General features: G+C 35.0%; 20 protein-coding genes. 9 read left to right on the top strand and 11 right to left on the bottom strand.

All coding sequences use genetic code 11. The features are described 5' to 3' along the window. Positions 1-10 precede the first annotated feature (10 nt). From M3205_RS04740 to M3205_RS04710, 7 genes are all read right to left on the bottom strand, one after another. A complete protein-coding gene (locus M3205_RS04740) occupies positions 11-370 on the bottom strand; it encodes a hypothetical protein (RefSeq protein WP_251168869.1) in 360 nt (119 codons plus the stop codon). 2 nt (positions 371-372) lie between these two features. Then, positions 373-657 (bottom strand): YolD-like family protein, encoded by a 285-nt coding sequence (locus tag M3205_RS04735; RefSeq protein WP_251168868.1) that lies wholly within the window; start codon positions 655-657, stop codon positions 373-375. 150 nt (positions 658-807) lie between these two features. Beyond that, a complete protein-coding gene (locus M3205_RS04730) occupies positions 808-1,143 on the bottom strand; it encodes a YolD-like family protein (RefSeq protein WP_159870505.1) in 336 nt (111 codons plus the stop codon). Positions 1,144-1,504: 361 nt separating this feature from the next. Beyond that, complete coding sequence (locus M3205_RS04725; RefSeq protein ID WP_159870502.1) at positions 1,505-2,257, bottom strand: hypothetical protein; 753 nt, start codon at positions 2,255-2,257, stop codon at positions 1,505-1,507. Positions 2,258-2,962: 705 nt separating this feature from the next. Next, positions 2,963-3,367, bottom strand: coding sequence for a DUF6262 family protein (locus M3205_RS04720; RefSeq protein WP_236566336.1), 405 nt, complete (start codon positions 3,365-3,367; stop codon positions 2,963-2,965). Beyond that, positions 3,360-5,366 carry a tyrosine-type recombinase/integrase gene (locus M3205_RS04715; RefSeq protein WP_159870499.1) on the bottom strand — a complete coding sequence of 669 codons (2,007 nt, stop codon included), beginning with the start codon at positions 5,364-5,366 and terminating at the stop codon, positions 3,360-3,362. The genes M3205_RS04720 and M3205_RS04715 overlap by 8 nt, the downstream gene beginning before the upstream one ends. Further along, positions 5,356-6,450 carry a tyrosine-type recombinase/integrase gene (locus M3205_RS04710; RefSeq protein ID WP_251168867.1) on the bottom strand — a complete coding sequence of 365 codons (1,095 nt, stop codon included), beginning with the start codon at positions 6,448-6,450 and terminating at the stop codon, positions 5,356-5,358. The genes M3205_RS04715 and M3205_RS04710 overlap by 11 nt, the downstream gene beginning before the upstream one ends. Positions 6,451-6,724: 274 nt before the next feature. Here M3205_RS04710 and M3205_RS04705 point away from each other — a divergent pair, with 274 nt between their 5' ends. Continuing rightward, entirely contained in the window at positions 6,725-6,952 is a 228-nt protein-coding gene (locus M3205_RS04705; protein ID WP_019380479.1) for a hypothetical protein, read from the top strand. Between the two features lie 87 nt (positions 6,953-7,039). Here M3205_RS04705 and M3205_RS04700 read toward each other — a convergent pair whose 3' ends face one another. From M3205_RS04700 to M3205_RS04685, 4 genes are all read right to left on the bottom strand, one after another. Further along, entirely contained in the window at positions 7,040-8,212 is a 1,173-nt protein-coding gene (locus tag M3205_RS04700; RefSeq protein WP_251168866.1) for a DUF3854 domain-containing protein, read from the bottom strand. A 123-nt stretch (positions 8,213-8,335) separates the two neighbouring features. Then, complete coding sequence (locus tag M3205_RS04695; RefSeq protein WP_019379646.1) at positions 8,336-8,629, bottom strand: DUF4258 domain-containing protein; 294 nt, start codon at positions 8,627-8,629, stop codon at positions 8,336-8,338. Positions 8,630-8,811: 182 nt separating this feature from the next. Beyond that, positions 8,812-10,293, bottom strand: coding sequence for a hypothetical protein (locus M3205_RS04690; protein WP_251168865.1), 1,482 nt, complete (start codon positions 10,291-10,293; stop codon positions 8,812-8,814). Beyond that, a complete protein-coding gene (locus M3205_RS04685) occupies positions 10,265-10,510 on the bottom strand; it encodes a helix-turn-helix domain-containing protein (RefSeq protein WP_009336117.1) in 246 nt (81 codons plus the stop codon). The genes M3205_RS04690 and M3205_RS04685 overlap by 29 nt, the downstream gene beginning before the upstream one ends. Positions 10,511-10,950: 440 nt before the next feature. On the opposite strand from M3205_RS04685, the gene M3205_RS04680 reads away from it, so the two are divergent. The 8 genes from M3205_RS04680 (at position 10,951) to ltrA (M3205_RS04645) (ending at position 20,201) form a co-directional block, all read left to right on the top strand. Further along, positions 10,951-11,304, top strand: coding sequence for a Rad52/Rad22 family DNA repair protein (locus M3205_RS04680; RefSeq protein WP_251168864.1), 354 nt, complete (start codon positions 10,951-10,953; stop codon positions 11,302-11,304). A 750-nt stretch (positions 11,305-12,054) separates the two neighbouring features. Next, positions 12,055-13,956 (top strand): group II intron reverse transcriptase/maturase, encoded by a 1,902-nt coding sequence (gene ltrA, locus M3205_RS04675; protein WP_159870484.1) that lies wholly within the window; start codon positions 12,055-12,057, stop codon positions 13,954-13,956. A 113-nt stretch (positions 13,957-14,069) separates the two neighbouring features. Continuing rightward, entirely contained in the window at positions 14,070-14,756 is a 687-nt protein-coding gene (locus M3205_RS04670; RefSeq protein ID WP_251168863.1) for a hypothetical protein, read from the top strand. An 85-nt stretch (positions 14,757-14,841) separates the two neighbouring features. After that, a complete protein-coding gene (gene dnaN / locus M3205_RS04665; RefSeq protein ID WP_251168862.1) occupies positions 14,842-15,966 on the top strand; it encodes a DNA polymerase III subunit beta in 1,125 nt (374 codons plus the stop codon). A 44-nt stretch (positions 15,967-16,010) separates the two neighbouring features. Continuing rightward, positions 16,011-16,355: a hypothetical protein gene (locus tag M3205_RS04660; RefSeq protein ID WP_251168861.1), complete on the top strand. Its 345-nt coding sequence runs from the start codon at positions 16,011-16,013 to the stop codon at positions 16,353-16,355. A gap of 12 nt (positions 16,356-16,367) precedes the next feature. After that, a complete protein-coding gene (locus tag M3205_RS04655; protein ID WP_251168860.1) occupies positions 16,368-16,910 on the top strand; it encodes a hypothetical protein in 543 nt (180 codons plus the stop codon). Then, complete coding sequence (locus M3205_RS04650; protein WP_251168859.1) at positions 16,885-17,601, top strand: prokaryotic E2 ligase family D protein; 717 nt, start codon at positions 16,885-16,887, stop codon at positions 17,599-17,601. The genes M3205_RS04655 and M3205_RS04650 overlap by 26 nt, the downstream gene beginning before the upstream one ends. 788 nt (positions 17,602-18,389) lie before the next feature. Then, complete coding sequence (gene ltrA / locus M3205_RS04645) at positions 18,390-20,201, top strand: group II intron reverse transcriptase/maturase (RefSeq protein WP_251168858.1); 1,812 nt, start codon at positions 18,390-18,392, stop codon at positions 20,199-20,201. Positions 20,202-20,243: the final 42 nt, after the last annotated feature.

Below are 20,243 nucleotides of genomic sequence, written 5' to 3'. Positions count from 1 at the left end.
AGGGCTTTTACTATTTAAATCGCTTATACAGGTAAAACTCCATTAGTTCCTGGACCCTATTTCGAATTCTTGGATTAAAATAATTATGTTTTTCCTCATAGCCTTTGTAAATAAATAAAAACATCGTGAAAGCCTCATCCCGGGTGATTTCTTCAACCTTCATTTGACCTTTCCTCATTGCATCTTTAGTTATTTTTAGATCATATTGAACGGCCTTTATCGTCTCATCAATAAGTTCCAAGTATGGTTGTTTAAGTTTGAAGGAACCTTTATCAAATAATATTCGATCCCTTTCGAGAATGGTAAGGAGCATCGGGAGATACATAGCTTGCTCTAAAATATCCCGGTCTTTTTCTGGAATCCTGGTCATTTTTATATCCTCTCAACAGCCGTAATTTCGTGAATAGATATCCTTAATAACTCACCATTAGATTCTAAGAGTAAATATTTCATTAGCATATCCACTTTATCTACGATTCCGGTTCTAAACATAAAAAACCCGTCTTTCCAAATCGTCACTTTAATTGGGATGGTACACTTTAAGGATTCCATGACAATATAACCTATTTCCTCAAATTCATGTTCATCCAACTGAGGCTTTTTTTGCTTTTTGTCGTCGATTGTTATTCGATTAAGCATGGCCCTATGCTCTGGCATAAAATGAGCTGGCTGCCATTTTATTCTGTTATCAAGACTTTTTTCGATAAATCTTTTTAATTTCAAACATTCATTCATTAAAGATATGTTTATATAGATAATCCTTACCATTTAGTCCAACTCTTACTTTTGCTCAATTTTTTTAGAATATTATTCATAGTAGTTTGATATGCCCATGATATTTTCTAATTTTAAAAAGTGCTTTTCAGCCCGTTGATCAATAATTCTTAACTCATTTTTTAATACATCGAAATAGTGAATATTGCCAATATATTGTCTGATATCCCCTTGAAAATAATAAGCAAATTCCAAGGTATTATTCATTTCCATAGCCTCAGATACGATTTCATTAAACTGTTCATATTTCTGTTCATCAAGAGACGGTTTTGGAATCTTATTATAATTTGCGTTATATTCCCTCAACATCTTTACATGTTCAGGTAACATTAGTGAAACCCACTTTTTAGTACCTCTATCGCGGATCATTTTGTCCCCTCTTTTCTCTACAAATGAATCCTTTGCTAAATTATCGAACATATGTTCTTTTTATTGTATTATAATTTTATCCTTTTTTCAATCTTGCTATTCAATAAGGTTTTGAGTATTAAAAGAAACCCATCTCAGATGATGGGTTTAAATTTTGTTGATTTATTCCTTTATTATATTTTAATCAACATCTTTTTTATTTTTCCCTGAGAAGGCTGGTTTACCTAGAAAGAATACAGATGAACAAGCCGCTATTATACAAATTGTCGAGACTCCAGAGGGATAATATATAACAGCTAAAATAGTGGCTATAAGGAATATTAACCCATGCACAACTAGTTTTTGTTTACTGATGCTATTATTACGCATTACTCATCATGCAATGCATTACATGCCCACCTAAACATCCGGCACAAACTGCAGCACCCCAAATATTACCTCCAAATACAACGCTGAAACAAGCAGAAGAGCAAACTGTCCTTAACCAACTTGGGATTTTACTCCAAGAATTCTTAATACACTTTGCAACATCGTTCCAATAGCCATTCACTTGATTATCAGGGTATTCGATCTTTTCTAAATATTCACCATCCTCACTAAATAAGAATCCAGCAACAGCAACGTTATCAAGGGTTTTATATTCGACACTTGGCCGTTCATCATTTTCTTGTGGGTCAATTTCCATCAAAATTGGGTTTAGAATCTCCCCATCTTCCACTGAATAACCAGCCATTAGAAATACTAAATTACCACCTTGTTCAAGTTTGGTAGAAGGTACAACTAATGAAGAGTCACCATTTTCGTATTTTGTTAGTGTAACTTCATTCCAATTAAACTCATTGGTATTATAATAAGTTACTCCTAAAGATTCCCACTGATTATACTGAGATTTAAAATTATTGATTACTGTTGTATCCTCTACTTTAATGGATTCTTTCACTAATGAATTTTCACTATTATCGTTTTCACATCCACATTCTTGACCTGTTTCTTCATTGAGTACTTCTTGAGGAGGTTGGGGAGGAATTTCCCTAGTTTGGGCATTTGTAGAAAAGGGTAATAATATACTTACTGTTAAAACAAAGACACTTAATAATTGAATTATCTTTTTCATATTTCTCTCCTTTTTTGTTGTTTTTTTCTTTCTTGCTCTTTATTGGAGTAAAAAAATTGTTCTCACATTCCCCCTTTGTAAATAAATAATACATATTTTAATTTTCGAGATATGCTATATAAAACCTTCCCAAAAATGGATAAACGAGGAAAACGGTAATTATTCCCTATGATCTCAAAGAATTAAAAGTGGTTTAAATCTCGAATCAAGGCTTTAGGTTGAGGATAATTTTCCTGCACTAATAAATAATGAGGAAAAAATTTTTATAGGGCAGCTCATAGAGGTTAAGGAACACTTTAAAGACCCATCATATAAGAAAGAATAGGTCTACAATTTGAATGTAATCAGTTTATCAGAGGTTATTTCGCGGCTCTAAAAAAAAGGTAATAATGATTTTAACATTTGCTCTATTTATAGATTGAAGACGTAAGAAAAACATAAATAATCCTCATATATCAACGAATCCAAACGCTAAGCCAGGAGATAGTTCGAACTGTATGGTGGAGGATTTTAACAACAACGGGGGTAGATTTTGTTCAATAATGCCTTGCAATAATCTTCAACAAAAATAGAAGCTAAGGTGTTATACCGTTATAGAATTTAATTGAATAAAAGGGCGATACAAATTAGTCATGTTTAAAATGTATCGCACTTTATTTTTCATGACTTTTTAATCAGATATTTTGAGTTGGAATGATACCCTTACTATATCTTGTCATAAATATTCCCTAGCTCAACTTTACGTGTTTCTTTTAGTTGTTTGTTTTCTAGTTCCAATTCCCGATTTTTTCGGTTTAACTCACTTATTTTACTCTTTAATGCCTCAATAATGACATCTTTCGATGTTTCCGATACACTTTTCTTATAATGGTTTAGAGACTGAATTCCTTCCTGTTCTTTTCGAAATGATTCAATTTTATTGCGATACTCTAATTCTTTATAAAGAAATGCTTTTGATACTTTGGCCACTTTTGAAACTGAATTAAAGTTAATTCTCATGTTCTCTTTATACATTTTTTTTAAGGCTTCATCCACACGTTCCTTCGTAATTATTTTCTTCTGTAACGCATATGTTTTTAATCCTTGAGTATTTGGATTTATATTAGCCATGTGGTCCTCCTTTATTACATTCTGAGCCTATATATTCTCTTCTCTCTTTTGATAGTCCTAAGATTTCAGTGCCCTCAGATATTAAGTCACGGATCTCCTTGTATTTACTTATTTTTGGCTCTATTAATTCGATAGAGCGATGACGTCCACTTTTTTTATATAATTCAATATCCGATTCCATTTTTATGATCTGACTATTGTAATAATCTAAAAACGTTTGATCTACATGAAAGCTTCGACAATTATTCTTTATACAAGGTGGTTCTAATGTTTGTTCTAAAAAATCACAATTAAGTTTCGGGCTTTTTATACAAAAACCATGGTCTAGTCTTACGGAATCCATATTATGACGTATCCATTCTAACTCAAGACCATTTTCTTCAACTTGTTCACTTAAATCTGCATGTATAACCTCTCCATAAGGATTTAAACGAACTGCATTTTCGACTTTTTCCCATTCCTTACGGAGGGTATTATCTAGTATTCTAGCGTATGTTAAAGTCATCTCAGGGCTTGTATGTGCCATTAATTTTTGTACGTGGAGAATATTCATTCCATTATTTATTAAGGTTACGCCATAACGGTGCCGAAAAGCATGGTTTTTAAAATGATAAATAGAGCCATCCTTGTCTAATACTTTCATCTTCAGTGCCAACCGATTAAGGGCATTGCTCACCATTTTCTGTGATACAGCTTTACCTTTATTTCTACCGGATAGCACAGGAAACAAGAACCTATTAGGATTATCGTCTCCTTGAGAACGCGAAAGTACATACTCTTGTTGCATTTTTATAATAGTTACGATTTCCTTAGATATAGGAACAGTATGCTTTTCATGCCTAACTTTGCGCTGATCACCTATTAACCACCAGCCATCACTTTTGCGTATTAGACAATCATAATTTAATTGACATACATCTGAGACACGGAAGCCACTAGCCTCTAAAATAATAATTAATCTTGCTATTTCCGGTTCAAGAAGGTGTAAATATTGTTGTACTTGTTCCCAAATTTCATCTGGTACATGTTTAATATGATCACTATAACGAATAAATTTTCTTTTAGGTATATCTTCCTTAAAAATCAATAGTTTGACCGGTATTGCGGGTGCTTCTTTCCATTCGTATCTCTGCATGTATTCAATTAATCTTCTAACATTAGAAATACATTCTAAAATGTGTCTATTACTTGGTTTGCGATTTTTTGTGTAACTCCTGCCGCCCATCTCAATATTTCTGACATACAAGAGAAACCGTTCGATATCTATTCGGGACAAATTGCGTAAATCTCTCCAAGTCGGATGTTCTTCAACAATAAAGTCAAAAAATAAATACATTTTTTTCATAATATTTGTTGCTGTTGAGTAGGTAATTAACTGCTGAACAAGAAGGGTTTGATACATATACCTCTTGACCAGTTCACGAAATACAGAAGGTATATTCCCGAAATTTATATTCTTATCTCTTCTGGACATATTGAATTCAATGCCTAGCCTTTCAACATTCCAACAATCTTTTTTATATTCTGGTCGATCATCATAAAAATCTGTCCAAAATTTATAAAACTCATTATAAACACTTATATATCTCGAAATACTATTTCTGTTACTTCCTTTTAAAGGTTTGTTGTTCTCAATTAGAAATTGTTTATATTTTTGAAAGGATTCTTGATACGGCATTTCTGTTATCGACTGGATATTTTTACGGTATGAGGAGATGAACTTCCAAATCCAAAGTAAATAATTGTATGTACCATAGCTGTAAGAGGAAAGTAGCCAATACTCATGAGACAAACCATAAAACGAATAATATTTTATTTGGTGCCTAATGTTTGAATTTTGAATTACCGTAAAATCAAATTTTGCTTTACCCACACGGCGTCCAAGTTTATTCGGATATGGGAAATCTTTCACTTCCCATATGTCAGCCGCCCAATAGTCCGTTAATTTAGGATCTATGTTCTTATTAGAATTTAGTAATGTTACTAAATTAGTTGTCATATAAGCCTCCTGTTTGTTTCTTCATTGCAATTTCCCAATGTTTTCGAATAGTCTCATCAGAAGGATGAACATACATTTGCATAGTTGTCTGAACATGAGCATGTCCTAAAAACTTTTGAATTGATGAAGCATCCATTCTATGCTTATGTAAGTTAGTTGCACATGTATGACGAAGCATATGTGCTGAAAAATCAATACCAGTCTTTTTCCCTATTCTTCTTATTAAGGATTGAATTGTCCAATATTGTATTGGTTTTCCTTTATTTTTCCCTGATAAGTTAAAAAACACAAAATTTGTATCTACCTCATCCGCATGATAATCAATAATATAATCTTGAAAAATATTCATCGTCTCTGTAGAAACATAAACTTTACGGTTTTCTCCAGCTACCGTTTTAGATTTTCTAACAAGAATACTGTGATCATTAATATTAAAATCTTCTATCCATAAATTTATTACTTCGCTTGCTCTTAACCCCCCTTCATACATTATTCTAATAATTAGTTGGTCCCTAATATTCTTACACGCTTTTTGAATCTGTGTTGACTGTTCCTCAGTAACAGTTTTAATTTTTCTTCTAGGTTCTTTAACTTTTAATACGTTCATTGTTTGTAACTGCTTATCTGAAATGTGATTAAGGAAAGATTTATAAGAGCGTTTACTTACCTTTATTTCTTTCATTACTTTAGTTTTAAGGTCTTTCTCGAAGCCATCTAATCTCATTAAATAATCATAGAAATTGATAACACAGTTAACAATTATATTTATAGATTGCTCACTTCTTTTTGCTTTTTCTCCATAAAGGTATTTAACTTTCCCTTTTTGTTGCGGCATCCTCAACCAACCTATGAAATTTGCTAATAAATTTAGATCAACTTCTTTAAAGCTCTTATCGTGGCTAAGTAGGAACTCCCAGTAAAGCTTTAAATGATAACAATAGGATTTGAGTGTATTAGGAGCCTTTCCTAGACTATCAAGGTACTTTATATATTTCATTATTGGAATGACTGGCTCAATTTGATTAGTTAACACTATCCACCTTTTCTCCCCTGAAGGTATAACAACCTCTCTTACTACAACCATCTTGTTCCTCCGTTTGATTAATCATTAATTACTATAAGATCTACATAGAATTAAATATTGATAATGAATTTACAACGTAAAAAAAGAAGGGGAAGTATATCGTTAAAAACGATTTATCCTCCCCTATATTATAGTATTGTTTAAATTTTTCCTCTGTCACGGATCATCTATTCTCATCTCCTTATATCAATAATTATACAAACATTTGTTCTTAAATCAACTTGAAAACGAACATTAGTTCCCTTATTATTATGTAAAAAGGAGCTGATAATACATGAAATGCTTGTTTAATTTCTCAAGGGAAAATAAAATACCGATTGATCTAATTTATATGAATGATGCAGGGAAACTCACACATAGGGCAGTGGTTGTAAGGAGTTATACTAGCGAAGTTGTTCTTACATTGGATGTTGGGAAGCAGCAACTTAGGACTTTTAAATGTTCAAATATCTTATCAGCTGCCAAACAACGAAAGGGATGGAAAGTTGCCAATAACATTTAATTTTGTTTGTTCAGTTTTTGATGTAAAAAGGAAAAGTCCCTTGAGAACTCAACTCAAAGGACTTTTTTATAGCTTAAATAATATTTTTTAAAATAATTTTTTTATATGTGGTAAGCGGTTTTTGATAAATAAGTCATCAATCCCCTTAGCTTCATCTTCATTCCATAAAACAAGGTTTGCTCTATAGCCTTCTTCTTTTAGACCTTTCGCACATTCCATCAAGTGTTTCTTTACATATACATTGGAAACGGCATCAGCATCAAAGCAAATATTTACTTGTTCCACACCCATTTCCTTTAATACAGGAAGGGCTAGACGCCATGCTCCTGCTCCCGGAAGTGCTAAGAAGATATCACCTATATCATCAATTTCTAATGGATCATATAGTTTCCCAATACAATCTGATGCTATGTCGCATTTTAAAGGACCTTCAGATAACCATACAGTTCTTGCTTTTAGACTAACCCCTTCTTTCCATTCCTTTAACTTAGAAGTAGGTACTGCAACATGAATGGGGGCTGGATTACCTGAACCTGTTCCTTCTGGTTTCTTTGCTGAACTAAGCCAGAAATAACGGTTTCCTTTTACTACTCGAACCCATCCTTTAACGCCATTTTCATGTACAATGGTTGTCCATGTTTTGTTAGATTTAATCTCTTCCTCTAAGATGATTTCACCATCAAAAGAGACCTGCACAAGATCTGGTTGCTCTATAATCCGGGCTTTAAGACCAGGGCGATTAACTTTTACTTCAACCACATTTTGAGGATTATCTATTCGGTACTGGAAACCGACAATTTCATTATAGTGATTTCGAAAAGGTATCAAAATGCCCTTGCTGCCGGCAATAGTCCAGTACTTTTCTTCTTGTAGATAAAAACCAGGGATTCCTTTAAAATGTTTAATTTCCAAACCTTCTTTCAACAATCTCGCTACCTCCCAAGGCTTATCAGGAAAGCTGCGGTATTGCCTTAGCATAACTTGCTTATCAGCTAGCTGTCTTGAAGGAGAAGTTAAGTGTTTGTAATGTACATCATCAAGTTCTAAGCATTCTATTAATGCACTATAAACAGTATTAAGGACTTTATCTTTTTGCTTGGGATGTCCTACATGAATTTCTTCGATTTCCTCTTTGTTAATCTTTCGCTTATTATCCCCTTTAAGTAGGTGAAGGTAGCTAGGTAAAGCCGAATTTTTTGAAAAATAAGTGTCACTTTCAGTTCGGATACAAGCTACCGCTGAACCATCAACGTGAGCCATACAACCACCTGTCTTACCACAAATTACACATGGGGTTCGATAGTATTCATACCAATCTTTGACTCTAGTTTGCCTCATTAATTTCATAATTCGTAACAACCTTTCTTATAGTTCTTAAGCTCTTTACACACAATCCTTAAATCGGAAATGATCAATTGGCGGCATGACTGTTACAAGCTTAAAAATAAAATGCGAATGTTTAGCGATGACCACAACAATCGGGTTATCATCCATATCTCTCCCGGCTATTACAACCTTAGATGCCCCTTGTCTTTCAACGATATCTCCATTAAATAAAGCTGAAACAATGTCTCCTTTAGAGTACCCTCGCTTTTTAAGCCTTTTCTTAGTGTGTGTCCCTATTAAAATTTTTCCTTTTCCAGTCATTAAGACTTTTTTAATTTCCTTTAAATTCATTTTTTTCCACCTCCATTGAATAAAAAAAGCGGCCAATGGAAAGAAGAGAGAGCATCAAAAAGAAAGCTCTTGCTTCGATCCAAAGACCGCTAAATTGATAAATTACCGCTTATCTCATAAAAGATAGCCAAGAAATAATAAAAGAAAATAGATTACTATCAGTTTAGCACCTACATGAAGAATCAATCAACAGCATCTAATAACTTTCTTTTTATTTTCATCCAGAAGGTTGGTCGGTATATTTTATCAAATTCTTTCCCCACAAACCCTCTAGCTATTTTAATAAATGGCGGTATGAGCTTTTGAGCTGCAATTATGTCAGCAATCAATGGTTTTCTCTCATGGTTATTTGCCATTACCCTGTCAAACATGGAAGGTAAAGCTGTGATGAGCTCCAAGTCTAATAATTCTGCTACGTCCTTTGGCCGGCTATGAGTACCAGTGCGGCTATGAATCAATTTAACTGGCTTTTTATACTCCTTAATGAGTGTATTGTGTATGAAATTTTTCCATTCTTTAGTTCGGTCAAACTGGTCATCAGCAATTACCCAAATTTCGTCGAGGTATGGAAGTGTATTTAAAGTGGAATCATCCATCTTTCCGGTAGGCAAATCCACTAATACATAAGCATTTTCTTTAACTGAAATAAAAAAATCTAAAATTAGATCCTGGTTTCGATCAATATCAAAATCATTTAAGCCTACCGGGAACCATTTGACGCCTTTATAAATCCATAAAGAGTTATTATTGCCATTGTCATTGGAGTAAAGGTTTTCCGTTAGTGAAATCCAATTGTCTGGCTTTGAACCAAACCGGTGTAAGATCTTAAACAAGTGAGGATTCTCTTTTGGGATCTCCACAACTGATATAGGAACACCATGTTGCTGAAGGAATATGGCATAATCCACAATGAAGGTTGTGGCCCCTGCTGTTAAAGGTGCCCAAATACCCACAGTCTTTTCTGTACTGAGATTTACACCATTTAATTTTCTACCGAAATCATGAGCCTTTGTAGGTGAAGAAATGTATATTTTCTTCCTCTTTTTTTGTGAAGCTGATGAGTTGTCATGTTCTTGATTAGGTGCTGCCTTTTTAGATTCCGGACTTGGCGTTTTACTTAGGGATTTACTATTGATCTTTTCTGAGTTTTTTTCTAGATCGTTTTCTTTTGGAGGAATTTTAGAGTTTGTATTATCCTTTTCCTTCGAGAATTCTGGAGGTGATTTGTCTATGGCTTTTTCCTGATTATCACTCTTCTTAACGTCATTTTCAGCTGTTTCATTAGCAATTTCTTTCTTTATCGGCTTATCATTGGATGGTTCCATTACTGTTCTATCTATTCCTAAGTGGCCAATAGGTGAATCATAGATGGCCATTCTTGTATCATTTGTACTTCTGCATAGAACTATGTTTTTATTTGTAACGTTTATACTTTTATCATAGTCGATTACAATGAGTTGACCCTCTAATTTAATGGATTCTAAAATATGTTGATCCAGAAAGTCACTTAGAGTGATACATGCTAAAAATGGGTTGCTTATTGCCTCTAAAACTTCCTCCTTGGAAGATAGCTTATGTACATCTACAAAGGGAAGCAATCCTTTAATTGTACTTCTGATTTCTCCATCTTCTTTATCAGAAACTGCTAAATATATCTTTTTCATGAATCTCTTTCTCCCGCTTCAGATAATCGTTAATCCGAACTCTAAGTTGGGGAGAGAATGGTACCTCGCCCCTTTCAATCTGTCCAAGATAACTTGTACTAATTCCCATCCCCTTTGCAAACTGATATTGGGATAAGGCCATTCGTTTTCGGAGAATTAACAATCGTTCTACGTCATCTTCTATTTCAATTTCATTAAATGTATCAACTGTTAGCATTTATTTTACTGTTCTCCCCTCTTTATAGATTCAAAATAAAAAAGACCGCTAAACACACCTTTAACAAAAGGCTGTTTGAGCGGTCATCGCTTTAAGTAAATTAAATTATAGAAATATTATAGCACATCGGGAAGCATTTTAAAGGGTAAAAACACCACAATAGCACAATCCTGGAAGTTTATTATTGTTAATTAAATTATAAAATTGTATAATTTTTTCAGGAACTTTTTTTATTTTTTTATTTTTTGGCAGCCATAATTTGGTTAGCGGATACTCTATTAAACTTACAACCTTTGGGTTGATGGAATTCAAGTAAGCATTTTGTGCTTATTTGTAACTATCAAACTCAGAGGTTTTTTTGCATTAATGGAGCAAAAAATAAGTGGTGGAAAAGTTCTAAGAAACTTTAAGGGGCTGTTGTTGTGAAGAAAGATTGTAGCATGGAGGAAGTTATGCAAAAGCTGCAAGCGCCTTTTCCTTCAAAGGATATCGAATGGCGTGTCAGTCGAAGTGGTCAAAGCAATGGTAAAAAATATGCCTTTGTCTTAGCTTATGTCACAAATCGAGCAATTCAAAATCGATTAGATGAAGTATTCGGACCGGCTGGATGGCAAAATGATTTTTCTGATTTTATGCAAGGAGTCCTTTGTACAATCTCATGTTATGTAGATGGCGAATGGATAAAAAAATCAGATGGAGCAGAGCAAACTCAGTTTGAATCATTGAAAGGTGGCCTTTCAAGTGCAATGAAAAGAGCTGCAGTTCAGTGGGGCATTGGAAGATATTTGGTGTGAACTGTTCTCGCACAAAAAGTTGTGGAAACACACTATATAAAAGCGAGGGAACAACAATGTTCCAACTGCATGTTTGACTAACAAGACTTGGAAGTGAGTCTTGCAAGAATATCGTAAATTCTTGAAAAGGTCTAATCCTACGGATAGCAATAATAGATAACCCTATTATTGTTATAAGCCCGTTGAAGTCGGTGAAAATCGAGCCTAAATTCCTGTGGGAACATGGTAAGAGAAGTAATCGGGATGCCATAAAATATCTATGGATAGAATGAATCACAGATTCTGACGAATCACCGAATGTACATGTCGATACTATCCGTTCCATAGAAATATGGAGGAGGTAAACCCCTACCTTTTCAGTTGTGGAAATGATAATCAAATATATCAAATCTACGGATAGGGACTATCCCCTATTCATCTAATGAACCACATTACGATTAATTCATTAGTAACTGACGGCATAAAGGTGAATCCTAAGGTTATATGCAAGGCTAGAACATGCGGAACAGTTGAAGTTGGTGAGAACGCAATACGGTGGTTAATTACCGGTTCGTGGATATAAGGTATTGAAACAATACTGAAATTCCTTTACACCAATGGCAGCAGGGTCATAGTACTGATGAGGGTTATGTAATGTAACCGAAGGGAAGGGCCCGAGTCTACAATCAAGCAAAAGCGGAATTATTCTAGGAATGTGTAACAGTAACCGACTAAACCTTAGAGCAAAATCTCATTAAGAGGTGATGCAATATGGTGCGAAAACTAGAATACACTCTTGAATCAGAATCAGAATTAAGATGCACATTAGACAAGCTGCACTCAAGAACAAGAGAGCAACTGGAAAACAATATCAAGGTAAAACACACATCTCTCCTTGAAATAATGATGTCAAAACCCAATATTGTCACAGCGATACATTCACTGAAGAGCAATAGGGGCTCTATGACACCAGGAGTCGACGGAAAAACAATACGCGACTACTTAAAACTATCCGAGGAAAAACTCATTGAGTTAATCCACGATAGAATTAAGAATTTCAAGGCACATACCATAAAACGTGTGTTTATTCCAAGGGCTAACGGCGGACAACGACCTCTGGGTATTCCTACATTAGAGGACCGAATAATCCAGCAAATGATGAAACAAGTTCTGGAACCTATATTAGAGGCACAATTCTTTAAATATAGTTTCGGGTTTAGACCTGAAAGAACTACTTATCATGCTCTGGAAAGAATCAAAGTCCTTGTTCACCGTACTGGGTACCACTGGATCGTGGAGGGTGACATTCGTCAGTTCTTTGACAAAGTAAACCATAGAATCCTAATAAAGAAATTATGGAATATGGGTATCAGAGATAGACGAATATTATGCTTAATAACTGAATTTCTCAAAGCTGGTATCTTCAAAAATATTGTCAGAAATGACATTGGAACCCCACAAGGAGGCATTTTAAGCCCCCTCCTAGCTAATGTATATCTGCATTACTTTGACAAATGGGTTGCTAAGCAATTTGAAGAGTTCACCACTAAACACAAATATTCAAAACACGACCATAAATTACGAGCTCTAAAATCTTCTAAACTCAAACCAGGCTATCTAATCAGATATGCTGATGACTGGATTTTGGTCACAAATAACAAATCCAACGCGCATAAATGGAAAACTGTTATTAAAAATTTTCTCCAGAAGGAACTTAAACTAGAACTCTCTGAAGAAAAGACGAAAATCACCAACATCAGAACGAGTCCAATTGAATTTCTAGGATTTAAATACAAGGTAGTTCTAAAAGGAATAAAAGGTAAAAGGAAGAAAGATAAAAAGACTAGATACATCAGTCATGTTACCCCTTCCGATAAGAAGATTAAGAGCAAAGTAAAGGAACTCAGAGCTGAACTCACCTCTCTTAATAAAAAGTTAAATCATGACAAACTGAGTAACGCACAGCTAATATTAGCCTACAACTCAAAGGTTAGAGGTCTAGTAAATTATTATTCATATGCAACAGATACTTCCATTATGGATAAAGAAGGTTATAAATTAAGAATAAAAACTTATAACATTCTTGCCAAACGTGGAGGAGTCTTACAATCTACCAATAAATGTGTCAACCTTGCGGTCAAATATCCCGAACGGACACAGAAAACTTTGGCTATCGAAACCGAAGTTGGATTTGTCGGCATAATGCTTCTCAATCTAGCAAAAATGAATGAAAACCTGTTCAAACAAAAAGTTCAAGACGAAACCCCCTATTCTCCTTTCGGTCGAGCATTAATCGAAAAAAGAAAAGGAACTAGGGAAATCGGTATCAGGCATGATGAAATAACAAGCTTATCCCTTCTTGAGAAAATTAGGAAAGAACTTGTTACTTCGCCACGATACAACTTTGAATATTTTATGAACAGAGCATACGCGTTCAACAGAGATAAAGGTAAATGTAGAATTACAGGAGTCCCTCTCGGGAAGCATAACCTGCATGTTCACCACATTGACCCTAATCTTCCACTAGAAGAAGTTAACAAACTGCCAAACTTGGCTTGTGTTCATAAGGAAATCCACAAGGCTATACACACCGCAGTAGATATGAGCAGCATCTTGAATAATAAGGAACTTAAGAAACTGGAACGGTTCAGGAAGAAAATTCGCACAAGCTGATAAGTAGATGGAGCGCCGTATGAGGTGAAAGTCTCACGTACGGTGTGGACCGGGGGAAAAGTCAATCTTAACGGGTAGTGCTGAAGAATTGGCTTACCTATCGGTATTATAGATTGGAAGAGAATTACGTACAAGTTTTTGATAATAAACGTGATGGATCCAACTATATAAACGACAAGAAAACTAATGTTAAGGGTTATTGGATGCCACCAAAGCTTCCAGATTGGGCTTTGCCTGCTGATGAGAAAGGAAATTGTAGAAATGCTTCTCAAGATCCTCAAAATAAGCCTGAAAAGCAATACCAAAGAGAAAATAGCCAAGCTCAGCAGAGTAATCAAAATGACTCTGTACTGAAAAAAACTGGGAAACAACCTCCGAAAGGAACTAAACAAATGAATCAAAAGGGCGAATTTGACCGCTCTCGTTGTTTAAAGGTAATTGGTGAGTATTTAGAAACTACGGGCCTGAAGGAACAACCGCAATTTATCATTCCGCTGTTCAAAAAGGTGACCCAAAATTCTACTTGCAAGTCACTACAAAATATTTTTGATAAAGCAACAGAAGAGGAACTTAGAGCATTTTATGGTGTTTTGAGGCCGGTTAATGACCTGGTTCTTATCACAAATAATTATAAAGTTGCTTTAAGTGATTCTTTAAGATATGTACAAATTCTTCTTCCTAATGTGAAGATTGAGAGTTTGTTTAGTTGCTTTATACATCTAACGAAGGATCATGTTAAAGAAGTCGCTACATTTATTAAAGAGGACCTTCAAAATGGAAATTTAACTAAAATCGCTTAATTGAGGAGTGGCACTAAAGAAGATTTTTCTATCTTTCTTTTGGTGCTTTTTTATTTATAAAAAAACAACTCATGGAGGAATAACAATGCATATTAAAATTAACCATTCTGTGTTGTCTGATGCTTTAAAAAAGGTAGAGAAGGTAGTAAACGCCAAACACAATATCCCTATATTACAAGGAATCTACATGGAAGCTACTAATGAAGAACTTATTTTTATAGGTTCTGACAGTAATGAATCATTCCGCTTTCACGTACCTGTTGATGGTGAAAACGTTGAGGTATATGAGCCAGGGAAAACGGTATTGCCTAAACAAGTGACCGAAACCGTAAAAAGATTCAAGAAGGACATTACCTTAAAGCTTGATGGTTTTACTCTCCTTCTGCAATCAGGCCGGTCTAAGTTTAATTTGAATACGTTTGACCCTGAAGAGTTTCCAAAGTTACCCGACTTTGCTATTGAAGAGTCTACCCTGTTCTTAAAGGGTACTGATCTTAGCAATCTAATCAAGAAAACGGGATTTGCTGCGGCTGATTCTGAAATACGCCCTATATTAACCGGTGTATGCCTAGACCTTTCTGGAGATTGTATGCAAATGGTTTGTACCGATTCTCACCGGTTGGGTAAAGTCCAGGTGAGAAACACTTCAGATAGGGATTTAAAGTTTGTTATTCCTGCGAAATCGCTTGATAAGCTGAATAAAACATTTGATTTACAGGAGGATGTCCATATCTATTGTGAATCAGAAAACCAGCTCATCTTTAGAAGTTGTTCCTTGGTGTTCTATTGTCGTTTGTTAGAAGGCACCTACCCTGATACTTCCCGTCTCATTCCGCAAGATTTTAAAGCGGAAATGAAGATTAATCGGAAAGTGTTCCTGGATGAAATTGAAATAATCCGCGGGATTGCTAATAATGCAGACAATGGACAAGGAGGAGTAATTAAACTTCATGTAAACGGAGCAGCAACTATTTCTTCTTATACCGCTCAAACAGGCAAAGGTGAATCGGTTGTAGATTATGAGTCTTTAGAAGGCGAAGATAATTTCACGATTAGCTTTTCGGGAAAATACATTGTTGATGCTTTAAAAGCCATCGATGACGAATTCATAAGTTTCAAGTTCAACGGAGAAATGAGACCTTTCTTGTTAACTCCATGTGAATCTGAGTATGAAGAGCTTCAGCTGGTCTTACCAGTTAGAACACAGTAAGGAGCGGAGAGTTATCTCCCTCCTTTTCTAATGGGGGAATTAATTTGAAGATTGACTTTTATAAAGTAGAAAAACTTTTGGAGCCTTATAAGCAAATTAAAAAGCAAACCTCTGAAAAGAAAGAGGAAGGAGTAGCCAAAGTCATTCAATATGTATGGAATCATACTCCTACCAAAAAGGTGGATTTTGATTCTTTTAATCTAAACGGAGGTCTTAGAGCTTTTTATGAGTTTTATTTCCTCCCCCACTACGATGATGAAATGACACAGGCAGATTTAGTCGCTATTAAAGACAATCTATGGGAGATTAACGCTGCCTGGGATGACTTGATCTATTCATTAACCAAATGTAATAACAAGGTTTATGAGAATGAAGATGATTTCATTTAAGGAGGAATTGGCATGAGAATGTTATTAGATGCAGAAGAAAAATACGCTTACGATGAATCAATAAGCAATTTTCTTACATTAAAGATTTGGCACGATTTAGGGGTTAATGTGAAAGAATTTCCGGATTACATTGTGTATCCAGGTGGTTATGATGGTTCATCTTTCGAGATTCTAGAAGCTGGATTAAAAGCACTTTATCCAACATTCAGACAGCTGGATTATGAAGATGAACACAAACTAGAAACCATTGCTAAAGAATCTAATATTTCTTCTACTCCTGAGCGGCTATATTTATTAAACAATGATAAGGTTCAAAAGCTACTAGATACGGGTGAGATAGATAAGCTAAAAAAGCCATTATCCAAACTTTACGGAGATCTTACTGAATTTGATATGAGTTTCCATAAGGAATATGGATTGGTCTTGGCAATTTATTTTACAAGTGTATTTTTTGAAGCGGCTGAGGCAGTGGCTAGAATTACTAGATTAGTAGAGGATTTATATATACAAATTGAGGGTGTGACAGATAATGGATTATGTTATCAAGCTATCTGACAAAATTGATGACTATGAAGGTTATGTAGAGGTTCTGCGATTATCTGACCGTTTTGATGGAAAGACAGAAAGCTTGGACAAGATGGTGAAAATAGAAAACCGTCTCATCCAGGATTTATATAAAATGACTCTATCAGATTTAATCCGGATCTTATCGGAATCTAGTGCAGGTGGAGAAAACATTTCAACTCCTATTTTACCGCAAAATTGCATAAAGCATGTATGGGTGAATCGAGCTGCTAAACAGCATGAAGTATACATTGAGATACCGAAAAGGCGGTGGGATATTACTTATCATTCTCAGGCTTTTGAGAAGGTGGGATTCCCAAGGATGATTTTTAAATACTCAGTGTCTGACACTAAAGTAATCCTATCTAACATTGTAGCAGTGCAAGAGCAAGGGATACTAACTGATGAAACCCCTTTATTTCTGTTTCCTTTTTCAAATGTGAACACAGATACAAAGGTATGTATGGGTGGAAATGAACTCCCTCCTATTAAAACTCTATCTCAGTTAAGTACTTTTCATAATATCTTTTTTGTGGCACCGTTCGGGGATGACTATGGGTCAAAGACGTCTAATGGAAAAACAATACGAGAGCTTTTTACCGTACTTAAGGACAACGATTTTAACGATGAATGGCTTGTTCCTTTAAAAGAGTCTATACTTGGAAATTTTTTAAAAAACTAATTGGAGGAAATAAACAATGACAAAGGTAGAACAAACTGATATTTTTAGCAGTGCGACACGTTCCTAACTTAAAAGGTTAGGCACTAACAACAAGTTAGTAGAACTATTATTCTAAGAAGTCAAATGAATGGGTAACGCCATGAAGGGCTTCCTCTAATACTCCGACATGCACAATGTTTGGTAAAGAACAAGGTGTTTGAAGCTCGGTGAAGTCGGCCAAAAGCTACCGTAACAAGTAAAGTTGACGAAAGCTCTCCAGAGGTGGAAGGTGTAGCTGATAGGTCGGGAGTCTATAAAAAACCTATGATTAGAATGTTCAGAATACCTTTATGTTTGGTTAGAACTGACGAATCTTCGAATGTACGGATCTATAAAATAGCTGAATAGAAATGTTCAGAGACTCAATATGAGTTGTGATTATGGATGAGTAAGATTTGCTGATATGAAAGTCCATATTATGTTACAGGCATAATCAAGATCACAGGTCCAAAGAAGAAATCTAAGGGTTTATGCACAGATAGGAATAATGGAACGTGGTAAATCTGCTACGTGGAGGGATTGCCCCCTATGAAACGGTTCAAGGAAAGTACTGGTGATATTAGCCAACTGTATAACTTGATTTAAGCAGATGAAGGTAATGGCACAGTACCAATGAAACGTCTAATTAACGTGGAGGGATAGCCATTAGTCTAGTGAAGATTAATCCAACTAAAAGTGACATTTCTGACGAGTTATAAGGTTCGAGTAAGACTAAGAGAGGTTTATCTCCTCAGAGGAGGAACCAACTTATGACTAAAGGAAAGAAAGCCAAACTCAGACATGTAGAATACTATTCTCTTCAAGCAACCCTTGATGAACTGTATTCACGTAGCCTGAATGGGAACAACTTTTATAACCTTGTAGAACTTATGAGCAAAGAGGAAAACATAAGACTAGCATACAGAAATATTAAGAGAAACAAAGGAAGCAAAACACCTGGAACTGATGGAAGAAATATAACTGACATACAGAACCTAAGTGTCGAAGCAGTAGTTGCTAAGGTCAAATCAATGTTTAATAGATATGAACCACAGTCAGTTAGACGTGTGCTAATACCTAAACAAAACGGAGAAAAAAGACCGCTAGGGATTCCTACCATATGGGATCGGATCTTCCAACAGTGTATTCTGCAAATTCTTGACCCTATTTGTGAAGCTAAATTTCACAAGCACAGCTATGGTTTTAGACCTAATCGTAGTGCCCATGATGCTATAGCTCGTATGAACGACCTGATTAACAAAGGAAAGAAATACTATTGCGTAGACATTGATATCAAGGGATTCTTTGATAATGTGAATCATGGAAAACTTCTAAAACAAATATGGGCATTAGGAATAAAGGACAAAGCATTAATTTCCATAATATCTCGCCTACTTAAAGCTGAAATTGAAGGAGAAGGACAACCAACTAAAGGTACACCCCAAGGTGGTATCCTTAGTCCCCTTCTCTCTAATATTGTGCTTAACGAATTTGATTGGTGGATTAGTAATCAATGGGAAACTTTCAAAACGAAATTCCATTATAAGACTGAAAAAAACAAGTTTGCCCCACTCAAAAAGTCGAGGTTGAAAGAATGCTTTGTAGTCAGATACGCTGATGATTTTAAAATCCTATGTAGTAATTACCAAACCGCTAAGAAAATTTTCTACGCTACCAAAGACTTTCTTAAAACTAGATTAGGTTTAGATATAAGTCCTCAAAAATCTAAAGTTATAAATCTAAAAAAGCAAGGTAGCGAATTTCTAGGTATTAAAATTAAAGCTGTGGCAAAATGTAAGAAACTTGTTGCACAATCGAAAATGACTGAAAAAGCAAAAGGAAATGCCAAAGCCAAGATAAAACTAGAAATTAGAAGAATCCAGAAGAATCCAAACGCTGATACAGTTTGGAACTTCAATTCGGTGGTTATGGGAATTCACAACTACTACTCGGTGGCTTCTAATATTTCGTTAGATTTAGCGGAGATAAACAATTCTCTAAGAATAGCTCTTTATAATCGATTAAGAAAAAACTTTGCGGAAGCTTCAACAGCAGATATGACTAAGACTCTTAAAAAACGATACGGTAGTTATAAACCAAAGCTTTGGAAAATACAAGGTATGGTCTTAATACCCATATATGCTCAGAAAACCAAGCCTGCTATGAACTTCTCACAGAACATATGTAACTATACTGTAATGGGGAGAAAGAAAATTCATGAAGGTCTTAAGAGTATCAATAAAAGAGTACTAGAATTGCTTATGAAATCCTTCATTAGAGATACGAGCATTGAATACAACGATAATCGTATCTCCAAATTTATTGCTCAATATGGAAAATGTTCAATATCCAAAAGAATTCTCGGGATTGAAGAGATACACTGTCATCACATAACCCCAAAGGAATATGGTGGAGATGACAGTTATCAAAATCTCACCATTATCCATAAGGATTTGCATAAACTTGTCCATATGAAGGATGAGGGAAAAATCATTCCCCTTCTTAAAAGTTTCAATCTTAATAATGAGCAAATCTCAAAACTTAACAAGTTAAGAGAAAAAGCTCACAGAAAAGTGATATAGGGATGGATTGATTGGATTAGATGGGACGCCGTATGCGGTGAA

Source organism: Cytobacillus firmus (assembly GCF_023715565.1).
Classification (GTDB): domain Bacteria; phylum Bacillota; class Bacilli; order Bacillales; family Cytobacillaceae; genus Cytobacillus; species Cytobacillus firmus_C.
The sequence above is the reverse complement of the archived record's forward strand: the minus strand, read 5'-3'. Positions and strand labels throughout refer to the sequence as shown.